Genomic DNA, 18,380 nt, shown 5'->3' on the forward strand with positions numbered 1-18,380 from the left:
CTCAGGACGGGCTCTGGCCGGCGAGCTGCTGGATCCGCACGATCACGAATTCGGCGGGTTTGAGGGGGGCGAACCCGACGACGACGTTCACCACGCCCCGGTCCCGGTCGTCGCCGGTGGTGGTCTCCGCGTCGCACCGCACCAGGTACGCCTCGCGCGGGGTACGCCCGGCGAACGCGCCCTTGCGGAACAGGTCCTGCATGAACGACGTCAGGTTCAGCCGCAGCTGGGCCCAGAGCGGCTCGTCGTTGGGCTCGAAGACGGCCCACTGGGTGCCCCGGAAGACGCTCTCCTCGATGTAGAGCGCGAGCCGGCGCACCGGCGTGTACTTCCACTGGCTGGCCAGCACGTCCGCGCCGGCGGTGGTGCGGGCCCCCCAGTTGACGGTGCCGACGACCGGGAACGTCCGCAGGCAGTTGAGCCCGAGCGGGTTGAGCACGCCGTTCTCGGCGTCGGTGAGCGGGTGGACCAGGTTGGTCACCCCGCGCAGCTGCGCCTCCGTGCCGGCCGGGGCCTTCCACACGCCGCGCTCGGTGTCCTGGCGGGCGTACAGGCCGGCTAGGGTGCCGCCGGGGGCGACCGTACGGGGCCGGAACCCGTCGGTCGGGTCGGGGATCCGCAGCCGGGGGAAGTGCGCCACGGCGTTGGGTCCCTTGACGCCGAGCTGGTTGATCCAGTCCAGCGCGCGGTCGGGGTCGTCCACCCCGGGCGGCGGGTCGACCAGCAGCATCGCCCGACGCCGGGCGCACAGCTCGTACGCGGCGGCCCAGACCGCGTCCGGGTCCACCCCGGTGTCGACGGCCCCCGGGTCGCCGGGCTTGGCGCGGGTCGCGTCGGGGATGCAGAGCAGGTTGAACAGGTCGGTCCTGAGCAGGGCGTAGATGCCGGTGTAGGCGGCCTCGGAGCCGATCAGCGCGGCGGCGCCGGGCAGAAGCGTGCCGTCCGAGCCGGTGACCAGGTCGCCCTGGCCGAGCCGCTTGGCGCCGACGGGGGTGTACCGGCCGACGTTCGTGGTGGCGCCGCCCAGGCCGAGCAGGGCCGCGCCGTCGGCCACGTCGCCGGAGGCGGTCGCGCCCGTGACGGTGAAGGCCGCGTCGACGGCCGCCGGGGCCACCAGCGGGTCCACGTCGCCGAGGACGCGCAGCCCGCCGTCGGCGGTGGGCAGCACCCGCACCCGCAGCCCGGCGGCCCCGTCGGCGGCCCCGAGCGCGGTGTTGATCTTCCGTTGCAGCAGCGCGGCCACGCCGGCGGGCGAGGACGGCAGCCGCTCGCCCTTCTCCAGCGCCGTCACGGTCACGGCGGCGACGGCCGGGACGGTCTTGGTGGGGTCCGCCGGGTCCGGCTTGGTGGGCCGGTCCGGCTGCACGGTGAGCCGGTAGTTCTTCGCGGCGTCCACCGTCGGCGCGCCGATGGCCGCGCCGAGGGTGCCGCTGGGCACCGGCCGGCCCGCGCCGCTCGCCCCGGCCCGGGCCCGCACGAGCGAGGAGCCACGGTCGGGGTCGTTGAGCGCGGCGACGGCGTACGCGGCGCTCGCCGGGTCGGACGACAGCCCGGTGAAGCGCTCGCTCGCGCCGGTCGCCGGGTCCTGGACGCTGAGGTTGAACGTCTTCGGGTCGGCCGCGTCGTCGTGGTCGACGTCGATCAGCAGCGCGCTGCCCCAGCTGCCGGTGCTCGCGGCGTCCAGCACCAGCGCCGACTTCGGACCGGCGCCCACCTTGTCGAGCAGGGTGACCGAGGCGGGGCGGGCGTCGGCGCGGGGCACCCGTACGACGAGCGCGGCGGAGCCGCCGTTGCGGAAGAACTGCTGCACGGCCAGGCTGAGTTCGGAGTCGCGGTCGACGCCGCCGAAGCGGCGCTCGAACTCGCCGAAGCTGTTCACCCGGACGGCGCGGTGCTCCGGGCCGGTGCGGACGTATCCGACGAAGGCGGCCACCCCGGTCGCCACGCCGATGACGGGTCGGACGCCGCTCGGGGCTTCCTCGATGTAGACGCCGGGATAGCTCGGAGTCACGGGCATGACTACCTCGTCTCGGAGTGGAAAGTCGGCTGCCCACACCCTCCGCCCGCAGGTCAGCGCCCTCTAGCGGGGACCCGACCGGGTTGCGACGCGAACCCGACACCTCGCACCGATGCGGTTACCGTCCGTGAACTGATCGGCCAGCGGGCCGCCGCTGAACGTCCCGGTCCGCGCGCCGTTCGGCCAGCACGGCGGGCCGGTCACCGGGCGGCGAGGGCCAGCACGCCCCGGTCCAGGACGATCCGTCCCGCCCCGTCGCCGACGCGGAAGAGCATGCCGTACGGGCGCCGCCAGGCGTGCACCGTCAGGGTGTCGCCAGCGTGCAGCGGCGCGTTGAAGCGGGCCCGGACGTGCCGTACGCGGGTCGGGTCGTCGCCGACGAGGGGCAGCAGGAGCCGGCCGGCGAAGCCGAAGGTGCACAGGCCGTGCAGGATCGGGCGGGGCAGCCCGGCGCGACCGGCGACGACCGGATCGGAGTGCAGCGGGTTGCGGTCGCCGCTGAGCCGGTAGAGCAGCGCCTGGTCCGGGCGGACGGCGGCGACGATCCGGTGCGCGGGCGGGCCGGTCGGCGCGCGCCAGGGGGTGGCCCGGGCGCGGCTGCCGCCGAAGCCGCCGGCGCCGATGACGAACATGGACCGGCGTACGACGGCCACCGTCGTGCCCGCCGGGTCGCGCAGCCGGGAGACCTGCTGGACCAGCGCGCCGCTGCCCTGGTCGTGCAGCGCGGTCACGGTGGCGGTGGTGTGCACCTGCCCGGCCGGCGGCAGCGGGCGGAACAGGGTGAGCGCCTCCTCCGCGTGCCGGACGGCGGTGGGGTCGCCCAGGGGCGGCGGGTCGGCGGCGAGGACGCTGGCGAAGGTCGGCAGCACCCGCTGCGGGTGGCCGGTCGAGTTCTCGGTGGTGAAGCGGAGTTCCGTGGCCGGGTCGCGCTGCCCCGCCCCGACCCCGAGGGCGTAGAGGATCGTCTCGGTGGAGGTCCAGGCCCGACGCGACGACGTACGCAGGCCGACGAGCGCCGGCAGCGGGCCGCCTCTTCCCGGTGTGCTCATCGGCGCGCCCCCGCCCGACCGCCCCCGCGCGCCTCGCGCTTCGCCGCCCGGCCGCGGTTCGGTCGTCCGCCGGCGGCACCTCGACCGCCTGGGCCATACGCGCGACTACGCAGAGTGGTCGACGTCATCGCCCCCGCGGCGGGTGCCGGCTCGGGGCGACCGGCATCGGCCCGTTTGTCCAGCGTGTTCATCGGACTCCCGGTTTGTGGCCGCAGATTCGATCCGCCGACCGTCGATCGCCGACGGCTACTGTCTGTTGCAGGAAGGTGAGGTCGAATCTCTTGACTGTGCCCACCGCCCAGCAGTAGCGTCCCATATTAAGCAACGGTAACCATAATATGAGCCGCTAGGTATCTGGGGTAGCCATGAGAATGCGAGCATTGCGAGCTGCGGTAGCAGCCCTGCTGGTGACCGCCGCCGTTGCGGCATGCGCGGAGAACCAGACCCCGACCGAGTCCGGTGGCGGCGAGGCGGCCCCTTCGGTGGCGGTCAACTTCGGTGTGGGCGTCGACCCGGCGTACTCCCCGATCTACCTCGCCGACCAGGAGAAGCTGTTCCAGGCCAACGGCCTGAACGTCACCGTCACCCAGTTCCAGGAGGGCACCGGTGGCCTCGACGCGATCCTGGCCAAGCAGGGCCAGGTCACCGCGAGCACCGAGTCGAGCCTGCTCAACCGGGCCACCCGGGGCGACATCAAGGGCCTGGCCGTCTTCTCGCAGTCGCCCAGCTTCATCAAGCTCGTGGCGCGCTCCGGCGTCGCCGACGTGGCCGGCATCAAGAAGTACGGCGTCGTCCCCGGCACGGTCAACGAGTACGCCACCAACAAGGTCCTCGCGGCGCGCGGCATCAGCCGGGAGTCCGTCGAGTTCGTCAACGCCTCGCCCGCCGAGATGCCGGCCCTGCTGCAACGCGGCGACGTGGACGGCTACATCATGTGGGAGCCGTGGCCCTCGCGCGGCGTCGCCAACGGCGGCAAGGTCCTGCTGACCAGCGGCGACATCGGCTACGTCTACAACCTGGTGATCGGCGTCGACGGCGCCTGGTACGAGGCCAACAAGGAGACCGCCAAGAAGGTCGTGCAGACCATCGCCCAGGCGTGCGAGCAGCTCACCAAGGACCCCGCCAAGGCGGGCACGGTCACCGAGAAGGCCATCAAGGTGCCGGCGAAGGAAGCCCAGACGCTGCTCGAGGGCGTCCAGTGCCAGGTCCGCGACTTCACCGACGACGACCTCAAGCGCTACGGCGAGATCGCCCAGTTCCAGCAGGACAGCAAGATCGTCACCCAGAAGGCGGACCCGGCGACCGTCATGGTCAAGGGGGTGGCGTGACAGTCGACGGCACCGCCCCCGCCACCTCCGCCGGGCTGCCCGCCAGCCGCGCCGGCTCCCCGATCCGCATCCGCGACGTCGACATCCGCTTCGGCGAGTTCGTGGCCGTCAGCGGCGCGAGCCTTGACATCGGTGCCGGTGAGCTCGTCTGCCTGCTCGGCCCGAGCGGCTGCGGCAAGTCCACGCTGCTCAACGCGGTCGCCGGGTTCGTCCGCCCGGCGGCCGGCGAGGTGACCTGCGGCGGCGAGCCGGTGACCGGGCCGGACGTGTCGCGGGGCGTGGTCTTCCAGAGCGCCGAGGCGCTGTTCCCCTGGCTGACCGTACGCCAGAACGTCGCCTTCGGACCGCAGATGCGCGGCGTGCCGAAGGCCCGGCGCGACGCGGTCGTCGACCGCTACCTGGCGATGGTCGGCCTCGCACACAGCGCCGAGCGGTTCCCCGAACAGCTCTCCGGCGGCATGCGCCAACGGGCCCAGCTGGCCCGGGTCCTGGCCAACGACCCCTCGGTCGTGCTGATGGACGAGCCGTTCGGCGCCCTGGACGCCCAGACCCGGCTGGTGATGCAGGTCGAACTCGACCGGATCTGGCGCGAGACCGGCGCCACGATCGTCTTCGTCACCCACGACATCGGCGAGGCCATCCTGCTCGGCGACCGGATCGTCACGATGACCGCGGGGCCGTCGGCGGCGATCAAGAAGGACTACCGCTGCGACCTGCCCCGGCCCCGCGACCTGACCGACCCGGCCTGCGCGGCGCTCTTCCGCGAGCTGCGCGAGGACATCGGCGCCGAGGTGGCCCGGACGCTGCGCGCCCAGGGGCTCGACGACGGCCACGACGGCCGACCCGGCGGCGGCCGGGCCGAGCGGACGGAGGGACGATGACCGTCGAGGCACCCACGGTCCCCGACCGCACCAGGGCGGCGGCGCCGACCGGCCCCCGCCGCAACCGCTGGCCCCGGCTGACCCGCATCGGGCTGTCGGTCCTGTCGGTGCTGCTCGGCGTGCTGATCTGGGACCTGGTCAGCCGCAACTACACCGCCTTCTTCCTGCCCTCGCCACGGCTCACCCTCGACGGCGCGGTCGAACTCGTCCGCGACGGAACCCTGTGGGACTCGGTCAGCGCGTCCTCGACCCGCATCCTCACCGGCTGGCTGCTCGGCGTGCTCGTCGGCGTACCGATGGGTCTGCTGATGGGCTGCATCCCCTGGCTGCGGCTGATGCTCGACCCGTACATCCAATTCTTCCGCTTCGTGCCGCCGATCGCCTTCGTCACCCTGGCGATCATCTGGCTCGGGCCGGGGGAGGCGTCGAAGGTGGCGCTGATCTTCTACACCACCGTCTTCATCGTCGCCCTCAACACCCTGGCCGGGGTGCTGTCGGTCAACGAGATCCGGATGCGCGCGGCCCGCGCCCTCGGCGCCGGCCCCGTACGCAGCCTGGTCTCGGTCGTGCTGCCGTCGACGGTGCCGCACGTGGTCACCGGGGCCCGGCTGGCGATGGGCAACTCGTTCCTGACGATCGTCTCCGCCGAGATCGTCGCCGCCCAGAGCGGCCTTGGCTCGCTGATCTGGACGGCCCGCAACTACGCCAAGACCGAGTGGGTCTTCGTGGGCATCATCGCCCTGGGCCTGCTCGGCTACCTCTTCGACTGGATCCTGCGGCTGGTCACGGGACGGACCCTGCGCCGCTACGGCGTGACGTTCTAGTCGCCGACGCCATCCACCCCTACCCGAAAGGCTCGCCATGCTCTGCATCGGCGTCGACATCGGTGGCACCTTCACCGACGTCATCGTCTACGAGCCGGCCACCGCCCGGCTCGCCGAGGCCAAGACCCTCTCCACCCCGCACGACCCCGCGGCGGCGATCTTCGAGGGCCTCGCCAAGCTCGGCGTCAGCCTGGACACCGTCGACCGGTTCGTGCACGGCACCACCCGGGTCACCAACGCGCTGCTCGAAGGCTCCGGCGAGCCGGTGGCCGTACTGGCGACCGAGGGCTTCCGGGACGTGCTGGAGATGGGCCTCGGGCACCGGCCCCGCCTCTACAGCGTCAAGGAGAGCGCCCGGCCGCCGCTCGTCGCGCGCCGGCACCGGCACGTGCTGCGCGAGCGCATCGCCGCCGACGGCAGCGTCGTACGGCCGCTTGACGCCGACGAGCTGGACGAGGCACTCGACCGGGTGGCCGCCGCCGGGCCCCGGGCGGTGGCGGTCTGCCTGCTGCACTCGTACCGCAATCCCGCGCACGAGCGGGCCGCGGCGCGGCGGCTGGCGGAGCGGCACCCCGGCCTGGTCTGCACCGTCTCCTCCGACGTGGTGCCGGAGCAGGGCGAGTACGAGCGCTTCGCCACCACCGTGCTCAACGCGAGCGTGCGGGCGACCGTCGCCGACTACCTGCGCGGGCTCGGTGACGCCCTCGCCGACGGCGGATACGCCCACCCCCTGTCGATCATGACGAGCAGCGGCGGTGTCGTCTCCACCGACGAGGCCGGGCGGCTGCCGATCAACCTGGCCCTCTCCGGGCCCGCCGGCGGGGTCGCCGCCAGCGTCCACCTGGCCTCGCTCGCCGGCTATCCGAACGTCATCACCTGCGACATCGGCGGCACCAGCACGGACGTCTGCCTGATCAAGAACGGCACCCCGTTGATGACCAACGACGGGAAGATCGCCGGCTACCCGAACCGCACCTTCCAGGTCGAGATCAACACCATCGGCGCAGGCGGCGGCTCGATCGCCTGGCGCGACCTGGGCGGGGAACTGCGCGTCGGGCCGCGCAGCGCCGGCTCCACCCCCGGCCCGGCCGCCTACGGCCGGGGCGGCACCGAGCCGACCACCACCGACGCGCACCTGCTCGTCGGCCACCTCGACCCGAGCGATCGCCTGGGCGGGGAGGTGCCCCTGGACCCCGACGCCGCCCGCGCCGCCCTGGCCGGGCTGGCCGGCACGTTCGGCCTCGACGAGCTGGAGCTGGCGCGCGGCATCCTGACGCTCGCCACGGTCAAGATGACCAGCGCCATCAAGGAGATCTCCGTGGCGTGCGGACACGACCCGCGCGACTTCGTGCTGATGCCCTTCGGCGGCGCCGGCCCGATGCACGCCACCGACCTCGCCGATGAACTCGGCATCCGCCGGGTCCTCGTACCGCCGGTGCCGGGCAACTTCTCCGCGCTCGGCTTCGTCACCGCCCAGGCCCGCCACGACTACGTGCGTACCGTCCTGGTGCCGGCCGACGACGACGGCCTGGCTGCCGCCCGGGCGGCCCTGGCCGACCTGCGCGACGGCGCCCTGGCCCAGCTCAAGGCCGAGGACGGCGTCGAGCCGGACCAGGTCAGCTTCGGCCTCTCGGTCGGCATGCGGTTCCGGGGACAGAGCTTCGACCTCGCCGTCGCCCTGCCCGAGCTGCCGGCCACGGCCGACGAGCTGGTGGCGGCCTTCCACGCCGCCTACGCCGAGCGCTACGCCTACACCCGCTCCGACCACCCCGCCGAGATCGTCAACTGCCGGCTCACCGCGTTCGGGCCCCGCCCGGCCGTGCGCTTCGCCGCCCCGGCCGGCGGCCCGGCGCAGCCCGGCACGACCCGCCTCTACCGCACGGGCGGCTGGGTCGAGGCCAGTGTGTGGCGCCGCGCCGACCTGGGCCCCGACTCCGTCGTGGCCGGCCCCGCCGTCGTACGGGAGAACGGCAGCACCACCGTCGTCGGCGGCGGCTGGAGCGCCACGGTCGACGACCACGGAAACCTGCTGCTGACCAAGGAGTGACCCGTGATCCCGCCAGCGCTCGACCTCACCGTGCTGGAGCGCGCCGCCCGGCAGCCGGACCGCGCCCTGTACGTCTTCGACGACCCGGACCGGCCCGTGACGACGGGGGAGTTCGCCGACCTCGCCGGCCGGGCGGCGGCCGTCCTGGCGGCCCAGGGCGTCGGCCGTGGCGACCGGATCGCGGTCTGGGCCGAGAACGGGCTGGCCTGGCTGGTGCTGCTGGCCGCCGCGGCCTGGCGGGGCGCCGCCCTGACCACCCTGCACCCCGGCCTCACCGGACCCGAGCTGACCTCGGCGCTGGCCCGCGCCCGACCACGGCGGCTCTTCGCCGCCGAGCGGGTCCGCGACCGGCCCGGCCCGCCCACCGTCACCCGGGCCCTGGCGGGGCTGCCGCCGGGCGAGCGCCCGGACGGCTGGCACGTCCTCGGCGCGGACCTGGGCGCGGCGGCGCTGGCGGGGCTGCCCGGCTGGGGCGACCCGGTCCCGCCGCCCGTCGGCGACCCGGACGCCGCCTGCAACATCCAGTTCACCTCCGGCTCCACCGGCCCGGCCAAGATGGTGTCGCTGAGCGCGGCCAACCTGCTGACCAACGCGGCCTGGACGGCCGAGGCGGCCCGGCTGCGCCCCGACGACCGGATCGCCTCGCCGCTGCCCCTGGCCCACGCGGCGGGGCTCGGCAGCGGGGCGATGCTGGCGCTGGTGACCGGCGCGCTGTGGGTCTCCACCCGCCGGTTCCGCACCGAGCCGGTGCTCGACCAGATCGAGCGGCACGCGTGCACGGTGGTGCAGGCCGTACCCACCATGGCGTCGATGCTCGCCGACCGCGTGGAGCGGGACCCCGGGCGCTGGGACCTGTCGTCCCTGCGGGTCGGATTCCTCGGCGGCGCCGCCTGCGCCCCGGCGCTGCTCACCCGCACCCGCCGGGTCCTCGGGCTGGACCGGGTGGCGGTCGTCTACGGCCAGACCGAGGCCGGCCCGACGATCAGCCTGGACCCCGGCGACGGGAGCTGCGGGGCGCCCGGTGACACCGTCGGACGCGTCCTGCCGGCGCTGGAGGCCACCGTGGTGGATCCCGCCACCCGTGCCCCGGTGCCCGCCGGGCAGGTCGGTGAGCTGCTGGTACGCGGAGAATCGGTCACCCGCGGCTACGCCGACGACCCGTTCACCACCGCCGCCGCGATCACCAGCGACGGCTGGCTGCGCACCGGCGACCTTGGCGCGCTGACCGGCGACCGGGTCCTCACCCTGGCCGGCCGGATCAAGGAACTGATCATCCGTGGCGGCGAGAACGTGCACCCCGCCGAGGTCGAGGCCGTGCTCGCCGACGACCCGGCCGTGGCCCGGGTGTGCGTCCTCGGCGTGCCGTCGCCGCGCTGGGGGGAGGAGGTCGCGGCCCTGGTCGTGACCGTCCCCGGTGGGCGCTGCGACGTCGACCGGCTCACCCGGGCCGCCACGGAACGGCTGGCCCGGCACAAGGTGCCGACCCTGATCCGTACGGTCGCCGACCTGCCGCTGCTGCCGTCGGGGAAGGTCGACCGGCGGGCCGCGCGGGACCTGCTCGTCGCTCCGGGGGAGGAACGCTGATGCAGCTCGGCTCGTGTTTCCTGGACTCGCTGACCGTCACCAGCTTCTTCGGCAACGCCGAGATGCGCGGGGTCTTCAACGACCGGCAGCTCATGCAGTCGTGGCTCGACGTCGAGGCCGCCCTCGCCCGGGGCCAGGCGAAACTGGGCGTCATCCCGTCCGCCGCCGCGCAGGCCATCACCGAGGCCGCCCGCGTCGAGCGGCTCGACACGGCGGTGCTCGCCGCCGACGCCGCCGACACCGTGCACCCCCTCGTGCCGCTGGTGCGCGCGCTCACCGCCGCCTGCCCCGGCGACGCCGGCCGCTACGTCCACCTCGGCGCCACCACCCAGGACGTGATGGACACCGGCTTCGTCCTGCGGGCCCGCGACGGACTGGACATCGTGCAGCGGCAGGTCGACGAGCTGGTCCGCGCGCTGCGCCGGCTGGCGCTGCGCCACCGCGCCACCCCGATGGCCGCCCGCACCCACGGGCAGCAGGCGCTGCCGACCACCTTCGGCCTGCGCTGCGCGGTGTGGCAGGACGAGCTGCAACGCCACCGCGTCCGGCTGCGGCAACTGCGCCAGCGGCTGCTCGTGACGAGCATGGGCGGGGCGGCCGGCACGATGGCCGGCTACGGCGCCCAGGCGTTCGCGCTGGAGCAGGCCGTCGCCGCCGACCTGGGGCTCGGCGTCGCCGCCACCCCGTGGCACGCCACCCAGGACCGCTTCGCGGAGTGCCTGATGGTCTTCGGCCTCGTCGCGGCCAGCGCCGAGAAGCTGGCCCGGGAGGTCTACTTCCTCGGCCGCACCGAGGTCGGCGAGGCGTACGAGTCGCAGCGGTCCACCCAGGTCGGCAGCAGCACGATGCCCCACAAGCGCAACCCGATCCGCTGCGAGGCGGTGATCGCCGCCGCCGGCACCCTGCGGGCCCAGGTGCCTCTGGCGTTGCAGACCATGGTCGCCCAGGACGACCGGGACATGGGCGTCGGGATGACGCTGTGGAAGCTGCTGCCGGAGTGCTTCATCCTGCTGGGCGGCGCGTTGCAGCGGCTGGTCGACGTCTTCGGCGACCTCGGCGTCAACCCCGACCGGATGCGCGCCAACCTCGACCTCACCGGCGGGCTCGTGCTCTCCGAGGCGGTGATGCTGCGCCTGGCCGGCCCGCTCGGCCGGGAGCAGGCCCACCACCTGGTCATGCGGATCGTCCGCGACAGCCTGGAGCAGGGCCGCCCGTTCGCCGAGGCGCTGCGCGCCGACCCCGAGGTGGCCGCCGCCCTGCCCACGGCGGAACTCGCCGGCCTGCTGGACCCGCTGTCGTACGTCGGCCACGCCGCCGCGCTGGTCGACCGCGCCCTACTGAACTCGGAGTCCCCATGACCGACGCACACCGCGCCGAGGAGTCCGTGCTGCTGCACCGCGACGGCCGACTCGCCCGGGTGACGCTGAACCGGCCCGCCCGGCGCAACAGCTTCGACCTGGCGATGCTCGCCCGCTTCGAGGACGTGCTGCACGAGCTGTCGCGCGACGACGGGACCGAGGTCGTCCTGCTCACCGGTGCGGGCACCGCGTTCTGCGCCGGCACCGACCTGCACGAGCTGGCGACCCTCGACGCCCGGGCCACGATGTCCGTCCAGCGCCGCACCGCCGAGCTGGTCGAACGCTGGTACCGGCTGGAGCAGAGCACCGTCGCGGCGTTGAACGGCCCGGCCATCGGCTCCGGGGCGGTGCTCGGCCTGGCCAGCGACCTGCGGGTGGCCGCCGACACCTGCTTCGCGACCTTCCCGGAGGTGGGCTTCGGCATCCCGCTGACCTGGAGCGGCATGGCGATCCTCGCCGACCTCGTCGGCGCCGACCTGGCCAAGCGCTGGCTGCTGCTGGGCGACCGGATCCCCGCCGACGAGCTGCGCGACCTGCGGCTGGTGACCGAGGTGGTGGAGCCGGGGCGGCTCGCCGCCGCCGCGACCGGGCTCGCCGAGCGGCTGCTGGCCACCTCCGCCGTCGGGCGGTCGATGACCAAACGGGCGGCCCGCCTGGCCGGGCCCCGGTTCGAGGCCGCCGCCAACGACTCCTACCTCGGCGCGCTGAGCGTCGCGCTGCGCCCCGCCGGCGACTACCTCGCCCGGGATCCCCGGTGAGGGCCGGCGAGGCGATCGCCGACGCCATCGTGGCGCACGGGGTCGACACCATCTTCGGGCTGCTCGGCGACGCCAACATGTTCCTGGTGGCGGACCTGGTCCAGCGCCACGGCGTCCGCTTCGTGGCGGCCCGCAACGAGAACGCCGCGGTGATGATGGCCGACGGCTGGGCCCGCGCCACCGGCCGGTGCGGCGTCGTCACCGTGACCCAGGGCCCCGGCCTGGCGGTCGCCGGTGCCGCGCTGACCATCGCCCGGCAGGCCGGCACGCCGCTGGTCCTGATCGCCGGCGACACCCCGCCCGGCGACCCGCTGCACGTGCAGAGCTTCCCGCAGCAGCCGTTCGCGCTGGCCACCGCCGGGGCGTTCGTGCCCGTGGTGGCGCCGGCCACCGCCGCCCGCGACGTCGGCCTGGCGTTCCGCGCCGCCGCCGAACGGCCCGGCCCGGTCGTCCTCGACGTCCCCATCGACCTCCAGGACGAGCCGGTGCCCGCCGGGGCCGTGCCCGCGCCGGCCGTCGTCGCGTACCGGCCCGCGTCGCCGGCGCCGACCGACGCGGCGGTCGCCGAGCTGGTCGGCCTGCTGGCCGCCGCCCGCCGCCCGGTGCTGCTGGCCGGGCGGGGCGCCGAGGCGGCGGCCGACGACGTACGCCGGCTCGCCGACTGGTGCGGCGCGGTGCTCGCCACCACCGTGCTGGCCGCCGGGCTCTTCGCCGGCCACCCGTACCACCTGGGGGTGGCCGGGGGACTGGCCCGCCCGCTGACCCGGCGGGTGCTGGCCGAGGCGGACCTGGTGGTCACCCTCGGGGCGGGACTCAACCGGTGGACGGCCGACCACGGCGCGCTCTTCCCCGGGGCGCGGGTGGTCGCGGTCGACGTCGACGCGCGGGCGCTGGGCGCGCGGTGGCCCGTCGACCTGGGGATCGTCGGGGACGCGGCGGTCACCGCGCGGGCCGTGACGGCCCGGCTCGACCCGCTCGAGCGCCCGCAGTGGCGCAGTCCCGCCCTGGCCGCGCAGATCGCCGTGGCCGACCCGTTCGACGGCATCGCGTTCGTCGAGGGCGCGGCGGGCATCGACCCCCGGGCGTTCATGCGGATCTGCGCCCGGCGGCTGCCCGCCCGGCGCACCACCGTGGTGGGCGTGGGGCAGTTCGGGGGCTGGCCGAACCTGCTGCTCGACTCGTCCGCCGTGGACCGCGCGTTCATCGCGCCCTGGGAGTTCGGCAGCATCGGCGTCGGCCTGCCGTACGCCGTCGGGGCCGGGGTGGGCCGACCGGACCGGCCGGTGGTCGCCTTCGAGGGCGACGGCAGCCTGCTCACCGGCCTCGGTGAGCTGGACACGCTGGCCCGGGTCGGTGCGCCGGTACTGCTGGTGGTCCTCGACGACGGCGGCTACGGCGCGGAGGTGCGCAAGTTCGCCCCGCGCGGGGTCGACCCGGCGCTGGCCCGGTTCCCGGCCCGGGACCTGGCGGCGGTGGCCCGGTCCCTGGGCGTACCGGCCTGGACGGTCACCGACGAGGCGGGCGCCGAGGCGGCCCTCGACGCGGCGCTGCCGGTGACCGGGCCGGCGGTGCTGCACGTGCGGGTCCTGCCCGAGGTCACCCAGGAGCGGTTCTGAGGGCGTACGCCCCACCGCGCCGCCGCCGGCACCTGACGCGGTGCCGGCGCGACGGCGGGGGCCCGTGGTGACCGGTTCGTGGGTGGCGCGCTCAGTCGCCCCACCGGTCGCCGAAGCCGTGGCCGAGCTGGCGGGACAGCTCGGCGGCGGTACGGCAGGCGGCGTCGGCCAGCTCCCGGGTGCGGGTGTCGTCCAGGCGGAAGATCGGCCCGGAGATGCTGATCGCGGCGGCCACCCGGTCGTGCCGGTCGCGTACGGGGGCGGCCACCACCCGCAGCCCGTGCTCGCTCTCCTGGTCGTTGAGCGCCCAGCCCTGCCGCCGCACGGTGGCCATGTGCGCCACGAAGGTGTCCAGGTCGGTGATGGTGTTGCTGGTCATCGCCGTGAACGGCACGGTGGCGAGCAGGGCGCGCAGGGCGTCGTCGTCGTGGTCGACGAGCAGGGCCTTGCCGGCCGCGCTGCACCACAGGGGGATGCGCCGGCCGAGGCGGGAGACGAGCTGCACGTTGCGGGTGCCCTGCACGACGTAGAGCGAGATGGCGTCGGAGCCCTCCAGGACGGCGAGGTTGACGCTCTCGCCCTCCCGCTCGGCGAGCTGGTGCAGCAGGGGCCGGGCCAGCGCGTGCAGGTCGATCCCGGCGAGGAAGCGGGCGCCCAGCTCGAAGACCGCGACGCCGAGGCGGTAGGTGCCGTTCTCCTCGTTGCGTTGCAGGAAGCCGGCGTCGGCCAGCGCGCGGAACAGCCGGCTGGCCGTGGACTTGTGCAGGCCCAGTTCGCGGCTGACGTCGCTGACCTTGCGCTCGACGGCGTCACCCCGGAAGGCCAGCAGGACGCCCAGGGCGCGGTCCAGCGCCTGGGTGCCCGACTCGCGGGGGGCGGCGCCCTCGTCGGGCGTCGGGTCAGTGGCGTACGACATCTTGCTTCCCTGCCTTTCCGGCTGCTAGGTTTCATAATATAACTCTAGGACCACATGATGGTCCAATGCACGGTGGTCCACTCGCCCCGACCAGTCCAGGTCCCCTCCGGCGGAAGACACGGACCGACACCGGAATCAGTGAGGCATCCGCATGACCGTGAATCCGATCGACCTGGAAGTCGTCACCGAGAGTCTCATCTCGATCGTCCGCGAGATGCGGCAGACGATCTTCCGTACCGCGCACTCGCCGGTGATCGCCGACGCCCAGGACTTCTCCTGCGCGCTGTTCGACCCCTCCGGGCAGATGGTCGCCCAGGGCCGCGACATGCCGGGACACGTCATCGCCATGCCCGCCTCGGTGGCCGAGATCTTCGCCGACTTCGCCGCCGAGATGCGCCCCGGCGACCTCTACATCGTCAACGACCCGTACCGGGGCGGCAGCCACCTCAACGACGTCACCCTGATCAGCCCGGTCTTCGTCGACGGGCAGATGTTCCTCTTCCCCTGCGTCCGGATGCACTGGGCCGACATCGGCGGCATGACCCCGGGCAGCGTGTCCGGCCAGGCCACCGAGATCCTCCAGGAGGGGCTGCGGATACCGCCGATCAGGCTGATCGAGGCGGGCCGACCCAACCGGGCCGCCTTCGACATCCTCTTCGCCAACGTCCGGATGGCCGAGGAGCGCCGCGGCGACCTCGAGTCCAGCATCGCCGCCTGCCACACGGCGCAGCGCCGGCTGCGGGAACTCGTCGACCGCTGGGGCACCGGGCTGATCCGCGACTGCGTCGCGGCCAACATGGACCGCACCGAGCAGCGGCTGCGCGACATGATCCGGTCGCTGCCCGACGGCACCTACCGCTACGAGGACTACCTCGACCTCTACACCGACGGCGACTACGACGCCGCGATCGTGCGCTGCCGGCTGACCGTCGACGGCGACGAGATCGAAGCCGACTTCCGGGGCTCCTCCACCCAGGTCGCCGCCGTGGTCAACTCGTCGCGGGCGATGACCGTCGCCGGGGTGTTCATCGCGGTCAAGTCCGCCCTCGACCCCGGCGGCCTGGTCAACCACGGCGCGTTCCGGCCCCTGCGGGTGCTCACCGAGCCCGGCACGGTGGTGCACGTCAGCTACCCGGCCCCGGCCAACGCCCACAGCGAGGTCCGCAAGCGGGTCATCTCCGCGGTGATGGCCGCGTTGAGCCAGGTGGCGCCCGACCTCATCGCCGCCGACCAGTTCGGCACCACCTTCCAGAACCTCATCGGCGGCGTGGACGAGCACACCGGTCAGCCCTACCTCTACTACGACTACCCGGCCGGCGGCAACGGCGGGTTCCTCGAATCCGACGGCCCCAGCGCGATGAACCCGGTCGACCTCGGCGACATCTCCACCATCCAGTCCGTCGAACGGCTGGAGACCGAGATCCCGATCCTGGTCGAGGCGTGCGAACTGCGCGCCGGCTCCTGCGGAGACGGTACCCACCGGGGCGGCCTCGGCAGCCGACGGGAGACCCGGCTGCTGGCCAGCGGCGGGTCGTACTCGGTGCAGACCGACCGCACCACCGTCCCCCCGTACGGGCTGCGCCACGGCGGCCCCGGCGCCCCGACGGTCACCCACCTGCGCCGCGCCGACGGCCGACGGGTCGACTTCGACACCCCCGGCAAGATCGCCGGCTTCCCCATGCGGGCCGGGGACGTGCTGATCATGGAGTCCGCCGGAGGCGGCGGCTGGGGCGACCCCCTGGACCGGGCGCCCGACGCCGTCGCCGAGGACGTCCGCCAGGACTACCTGACCGGCGACGAGGCCCGCCAGCGCTACGGCGTGGTCCTCGACGACGCCGGCGAGGCCGACCCCGCCGCCACCGCCGAACTGCGCCAGCGGCTGCGGGACGAGCGGAACTGGCTGCGCCTCGCCACCACCGACCGGCCCGCCTACACCGGGCGGCGCGGCCAACGCCGGCTGGCCTACGTCGCACCCGGCAGCGGCCTGGCCGAGGAGAGCCTCGTCGAGCTGCACGGCGTACACCCGGCGCCCCTGCGGGCCTGGCTGCGCCACGACGCCGCGCTCGCCGCCGACGAGATCGCCCTCGACGACGACGGGATGCAGATCCTCGGCGCCACCGCCGCGCACCGCGCGTACGTGCGCGTCCTCGCGGGGGAGGGACGGTCGTGAGCCGGGTCTTCCGGGTGCCGGTGGCGACCACCAACCCCCGCGCCGTTCGCGGCACCGGCGCCGGCAGCGCCCCGGCCCCGCAGGCCGCGCCCGCCCGGGCCGGCATCGTCGCCGGCTGCCTCAGCCCGCATCCGCCCCACCTGATCTACGCCGAGAACCCGCCGCAGAACGAACCCCGTTCCACCGGCGGCTGGGAGACGCTGCGCTGGGCCTACGAGCGGCTGCGCCGGCGCATCCAGGAGGTGCACCGACCCGACGTGCTGATCGTGCACGCCCCGCACTGGATCACGATGGTCGGCCACCACGTCAACTGCGTGCCCAACCCGCGCGGCATCTCCGTCGAGCCGATCTTCCCGCACCTCTTCCGGTACCGGTACGACTTCCGTACCGACGTCGAACTCGGCGAGGCCATCGTCGAGGAGGCCAGCGGCCTCGGCCTGGTCACCCGCGCGATGCGCGACCCCCGGGTACGCGTCGACTACGCCACCATCGGCGCGCTGCACCTGGTCAACCCCGCCTGGGACATCCCCGTGGTCTCCCTGTCGGCGAACAACAACCCGTACTTCTACTCCGACGCGTCCCTGGAGGAGATGGAGGTGCTCGGCGAGGCCACCCGCCGCGCCGTCGAGGCCACCGGCCGCCGCGCCGTGCTGCTCGCCTCCAACTCCCTGTCGCACCTGCACTGGCACGAGGAGCCGGAGCTGCCGGAGGACATGGAACGCGAACACCCGTACAACAACCACCAGTACCGGTGGGACATGAAGCTGCTCGAAGCGATCCGCCGGGGGCCGACCGCCCCGCTGCGGGAACTCATCACCGAACACATCGAGGCCACCGCGTCGGAGACGAAGGCCGGCAGCCTCACCTGGCTGCTCGCCGCGATGGGCTGGCCCAAGGTCGCCGGTGACGTGCTCGGCTACGGCACGATCATCGGCACCGGAAACGCCGTCGTCGAGTGGCTGCCCGAGGGGAGCCCCCATGGCTGACCGGACCGGAATCGTCGCCGGCGCACTCCTGCCCGGCATGCCCCACCTGCTGGCGAAGGAACCCGCACCGAGCTGGAAGGCGCTTGCCTCGGCCGCGCGCGACGTGGGCGAACGGCTGCGCCGGCTGGAGCCCGACGTCGTCCTGCTGCTGTCCACCCAGTGGTTCACCGTCCTCGGCCACCAGTTCCAGTGCGACCCCAACCCGCGCGGCGAACACGTCGACGAGAACTGGTACGCCTACGACTACGGCCTGCTCCGCTACGACCTGCGCTTCGACGTGGAGTTCAGCGAGCGGTGGGCCGACCGGGTGCGGGCCGACGGCAAGCAGGCGCGCCGCACCCGCTACGAGGGATTCCCGATCGACGCCGGCACCATCGTCACCTCGGCGCTGCTCGACCCGGAGCGCAAGCTGCGCTGGGCGCAGGTCTCCTGCAACCTGTACGCCGACGCCGACACCCTCGCCGACGTCGGCCGGGCCGGTGCCGCCGCCGCCCGTGACGCCGGAGTACGCGCCGCCGTCGTCGTGGTGAGCGGCCTGTCCTCCGGACTGATCCAGCAGTGGATCGAACCGGGCCAGGACCACATCGGCACACCCGCGCACGAGCAGTGGAACACCCGCGTACTCGACCTGCTCACCGCCGGCAAGGTCGACGAGGCGCTCGCGATCCGCGAGGACTACGCCCGGCAGGCCCAGGCGGACAGCCAGTTCCGGGCCCTCGCGTTCGCCGCCGGCACCGGAGCCGCCAGCGGCCCGGCGCAACTGCACTCGTACGGCCCGATCTGGGGCACCGGCGCCGCCGTCCTGTCCTGGAACCTGCCCGAGCGTCCCTGACCGAAGCCGACCCG

General features: G+C 74.3%; 14 protein-coding genes. 11 read left to right on the forward strand and 3 right to left on the reverse strand.

Annotated elements, in window-relative coordinates; translation table 11 throughout:
• Position 1: 1 nt before the first annotated feature.
• Together AC5L34_RS17465 and AC5L34_RS17470 are read right to left on the reverse strand one after the other, a co-directional pair.
• Complete coding sequence (locus AC5L34_RS17465; RefSeq protein WP_441177552.1) at positions 2-2,017, reverse strand: phage tail sheath family protein; 2,016 nt, start codon at positions 2,015-2,017, stop codon at positions 2-4.
• Positions 2,018-2,217: 200 nt separating this feature from the next.
• Entirely contained in the window at positions 2,218-3,066 is an 849-nt protein-coding gene (locus AC5L34_RS17470; protein WP_441177553.1) for a MaoC/PaaZ C-terminal domain-containing protein, read from the reverse strand.
• Between the two features lie 371 nt (positions 3,067-3,437).
• Here AC5L34_RS17470 and AC5L34_RS17475 point away from each other — a divergent pair, with 371 nt between their 5' ends.
• Genes AC5L34_RS17475 through AC5L34_RS17510 form a run of 8 tightly spaced genes read left to right on the forward strand, consistent with a single transcriptional unit; the run spans position 3,438 to position 13,462 of the window.
• Positions 3,438-4,394: an ABC transporter substrate-binding protein gene (locus AC5L34_RS17475; protein WP_441177606.1), complete on the forward strand. Its 957-nt coding sequence runs from the start codon at positions 3,438-3,440 to the stop codon at positions 4,392-4,394.
• Positions 4,391-5,275, forward strand: coding sequence for an ABC transporter ATP-binding protein (locus AC5L34_RS17480; protein ID WP_441177554.1), 885 nt, complete (start codon positions 4,391-4,393; stop codon positions 5,273-5,275). The genes AC5L34_RS17475 and AC5L34_RS17480 overlap by 4 nt, the downstream gene beginning before the upstream one ends.
• Positions 5,272-6,099, forward strand: coding sequence for an ABC transporter permease (locus AC5L34_RS17485; RefSeq protein ID WP_363904844.1), 828 nt, complete (start codon positions 5,272-5,274; stop codon positions 6,097-6,099). Before AC5L34_RS17480 ends, AC5L34_RS17485 begins: the two co-directional genes overlap by 4 nt.
• A gap of 37 nt (positions 6,100-6,136) precedes the next feature.
• Positions 6,137-8,146 (forward strand): hydantoinase/oxoprolinase family protein, encoded by a 2,010-nt coding sequence (locus AC5L34_RS17490; RefSeq protein WP_441177555.1) that lies wholly within the window; start codon positions 6,137-6,139, stop codon positions 8,144-8,146.
• 3 nt (positions 8,147-8,149) lie between these two features.
• The gene (locus AC5L34_RS17495) at positions 8,150-9,730 is read left to right on the forward strand and encodes a class I adenylate-forming enzyme family protein (RefSeq protein WP_494825917.1); all 1,581 of its coding nucleotides are present in this window, start codon (positions 8,150-8,152) and stop codon (positions 9,728-9,730) included.
• Positions 9,730-11,088 carry an adenylosuccinate lyase gene (gene purB / locus AC5L34_RS17500; protein ID WP_494825918.1) on the forward strand — a complete coding sequence of 453 codons (1,359 nt, stop codon included), beginning with the start codon at positions 9,730-9,732 and terminating at the stop codon, positions 11,086-11,088. Before AC5L34_RS17495 ends, purB begins: the two co-directional genes overlap by 1 nt.
• Positions 11,085-11,846, forward strand: coding sequence for an enoyl-CoA hydratase/isomerase family protein (locus AC5L34_RS17505; protein WP_494825920.1), 762 nt, complete (start codon positions 11,085-11,087; stop codon positions 11,844-11,846). The genes purB and AC5L34_RS17505 overlap by 4 nt, the downstream gene beginning before the upstream one ends.
• Positions 11,843-13,462, forward strand: a complete 1,620-nt coding sequence (locus tag AC5L34_RS17510; protein ID WP_494825922.1) for a thiamine pyrophosphate-binding protein — start codon at positions 11,843-11,845, stop codon at positions 13,460-13,462. The genes AC5L34_RS17505 and AC5L34_RS17510 overlap by 4 nt, the downstream gene beginning before the upstream one ends.
• 91 nt (positions 13,463-13,553) lie before the next feature.
• Here the strand turns inward: AC5L34_RS17510 and AC5L34_RS17515 are convergent, their stop codons facing one another.
• The gene (locus AC5L34_RS17515; RefSeq protein WP_441177560.1) at positions 13,554-14,378 is read right to left on the reverse strand and encodes an IclR family transcriptional regulator; all 825 of its coding nucleotides are present in this window, start codon (positions 14,376-14,378) and stop codon (positions 13,554-13,556) included.
• A 151-nt stretch (positions 14,379-14,529) separates the two neighbouring features.
• Between AC5L34_RS17515 and AC5L34_RS17520 the strand changes: the two genes are divergently transcribed.
• The 3 genes from AC5L34_RS17520 to AC5L34_RS17530 are packed head-to-tail and all read left to right on the forward strand — an operon-like array spanning position 14,530 to position 18,366.
• On the forward strand, positions 14,530-16,548 hold the full coding sequence (locus AC5L34_RS17520; protein WP_494825924.1) for a hydantoinase B/oxoprolinase family protein: 2,019 nt from the start codon (positions 14,530-14,532) through the stop codon (positions 16,546-16,548).
• Positions 16,545-17,534, forward strand: coding sequence for a DODA-type extradiol aromatic ring-opening family dioxygenase (locus AC5L34_RS17525; protein ID WP_494825926.1), 990 nt, complete (start codon positions 16,545-16,547; stop codon positions 17,532-17,534). Before AC5L34_RS17520 ends, AC5L34_RS17525 begins: the two co-directional genes overlap by 4 nt.
• Positions 17,527-18,366 (forward strand): DODA-type extradiol aromatic ring-opening family dioxygenase, encoded by an 840-nt coding sequence (locus AC5L34_RS17530; protein WP_494825928.1) that lies wholly within the window; start codon positions 17,527-17,529, stop codon positions 18,364-18,366. Before AC5L34_RS17525 ends, AC5L34_RS17530 begins: the two co-directional genes overlap by 8 nt.
• Positions 18,367-18,380: the final 14 nt, after the last annotated feature.

The organism is Micromonospora sp. ZG13 (genome assembly GCF_059359355.1).

What these genes read in the sequence shown, in the direction of transcription:
- AC5L34_RS17505 (WP_494825920.1), top strand. Translation starts at nt 11,085, where the DNA reads ATGACCGACGCACACCGCGCCGAGGAGTCCGTGCTGCTGCACCGCGAC.
- AC5L34_RS17465 (WP_441177552.1), bottom strand. Translation starts at nt 2,017, where the DNA reads ATGCCCGTGACTCCGAGCTATCCCGGCGTCTACATCGAGGAAGCCCCG.
- AC5L34_RS17490 (WP_441177555.1), top strand. Translation starts at nt 6,137, where the DNA reads ATGCTCTGCATCGGCGTCGACATCGGTGGCACCTTCACCGACGTCATC.
- AC5L34_RS17520 (WP_494825924.1), top strand. Translation starts at nt 14,530, where the DNA reads ATGACCGTGAATCCGATCGACCTGGAAGTCGTCACCGAGAGTCTCATC.
- AC5L34_RS17485 (WP_363904844.1), top strand. Translation starts at nt 5,272, where the DNA reads ATGACCGTCGAGGCACCCACGGTCCCCGACCGCACCAGGGCGGCGGCG.
- AC5L34_RS17470 (WP_441177553.1), bottom strand. Translation starts at nt 3,066, where the DNA reads ATGAGCACACCGGGAAGAGGCGGCCCGCTGCCGGCGCTCGTCGGCCTG.
- purB (WP_494825918.1), top strand. Translation starts at nt 9,730, where the DNA reads ATGCAGCTCGGCTCGTGTTTCCTGGACTCGCTGACCGTCACCAGCTTC.
- AC5L34_RS17475 (WP_441177606.1), top strand. Translation starts at nt 3,438, where the DNA reads ATGCGAGCATTGCGAGCTGCGGTAGCAGCCCTGCTGGTGACCGCCGCC.
- AC5L34_RS17530 (WP_494825928.1), top strand. Translation starts at nt 17,527, where the DNA reads ATGGCTGACCGGACCGGAATCGTCGCCGGCGCACTCCTGCCCGGCATG.
- AC5L34_RS17515 (WP_441177560.1), bottom strand. Translation starts at nt 14,378, where the DNA reads ATGTCGTACGCCACTGACCCGACGCCCGACGAGGGCGCCGCCCCCCGC.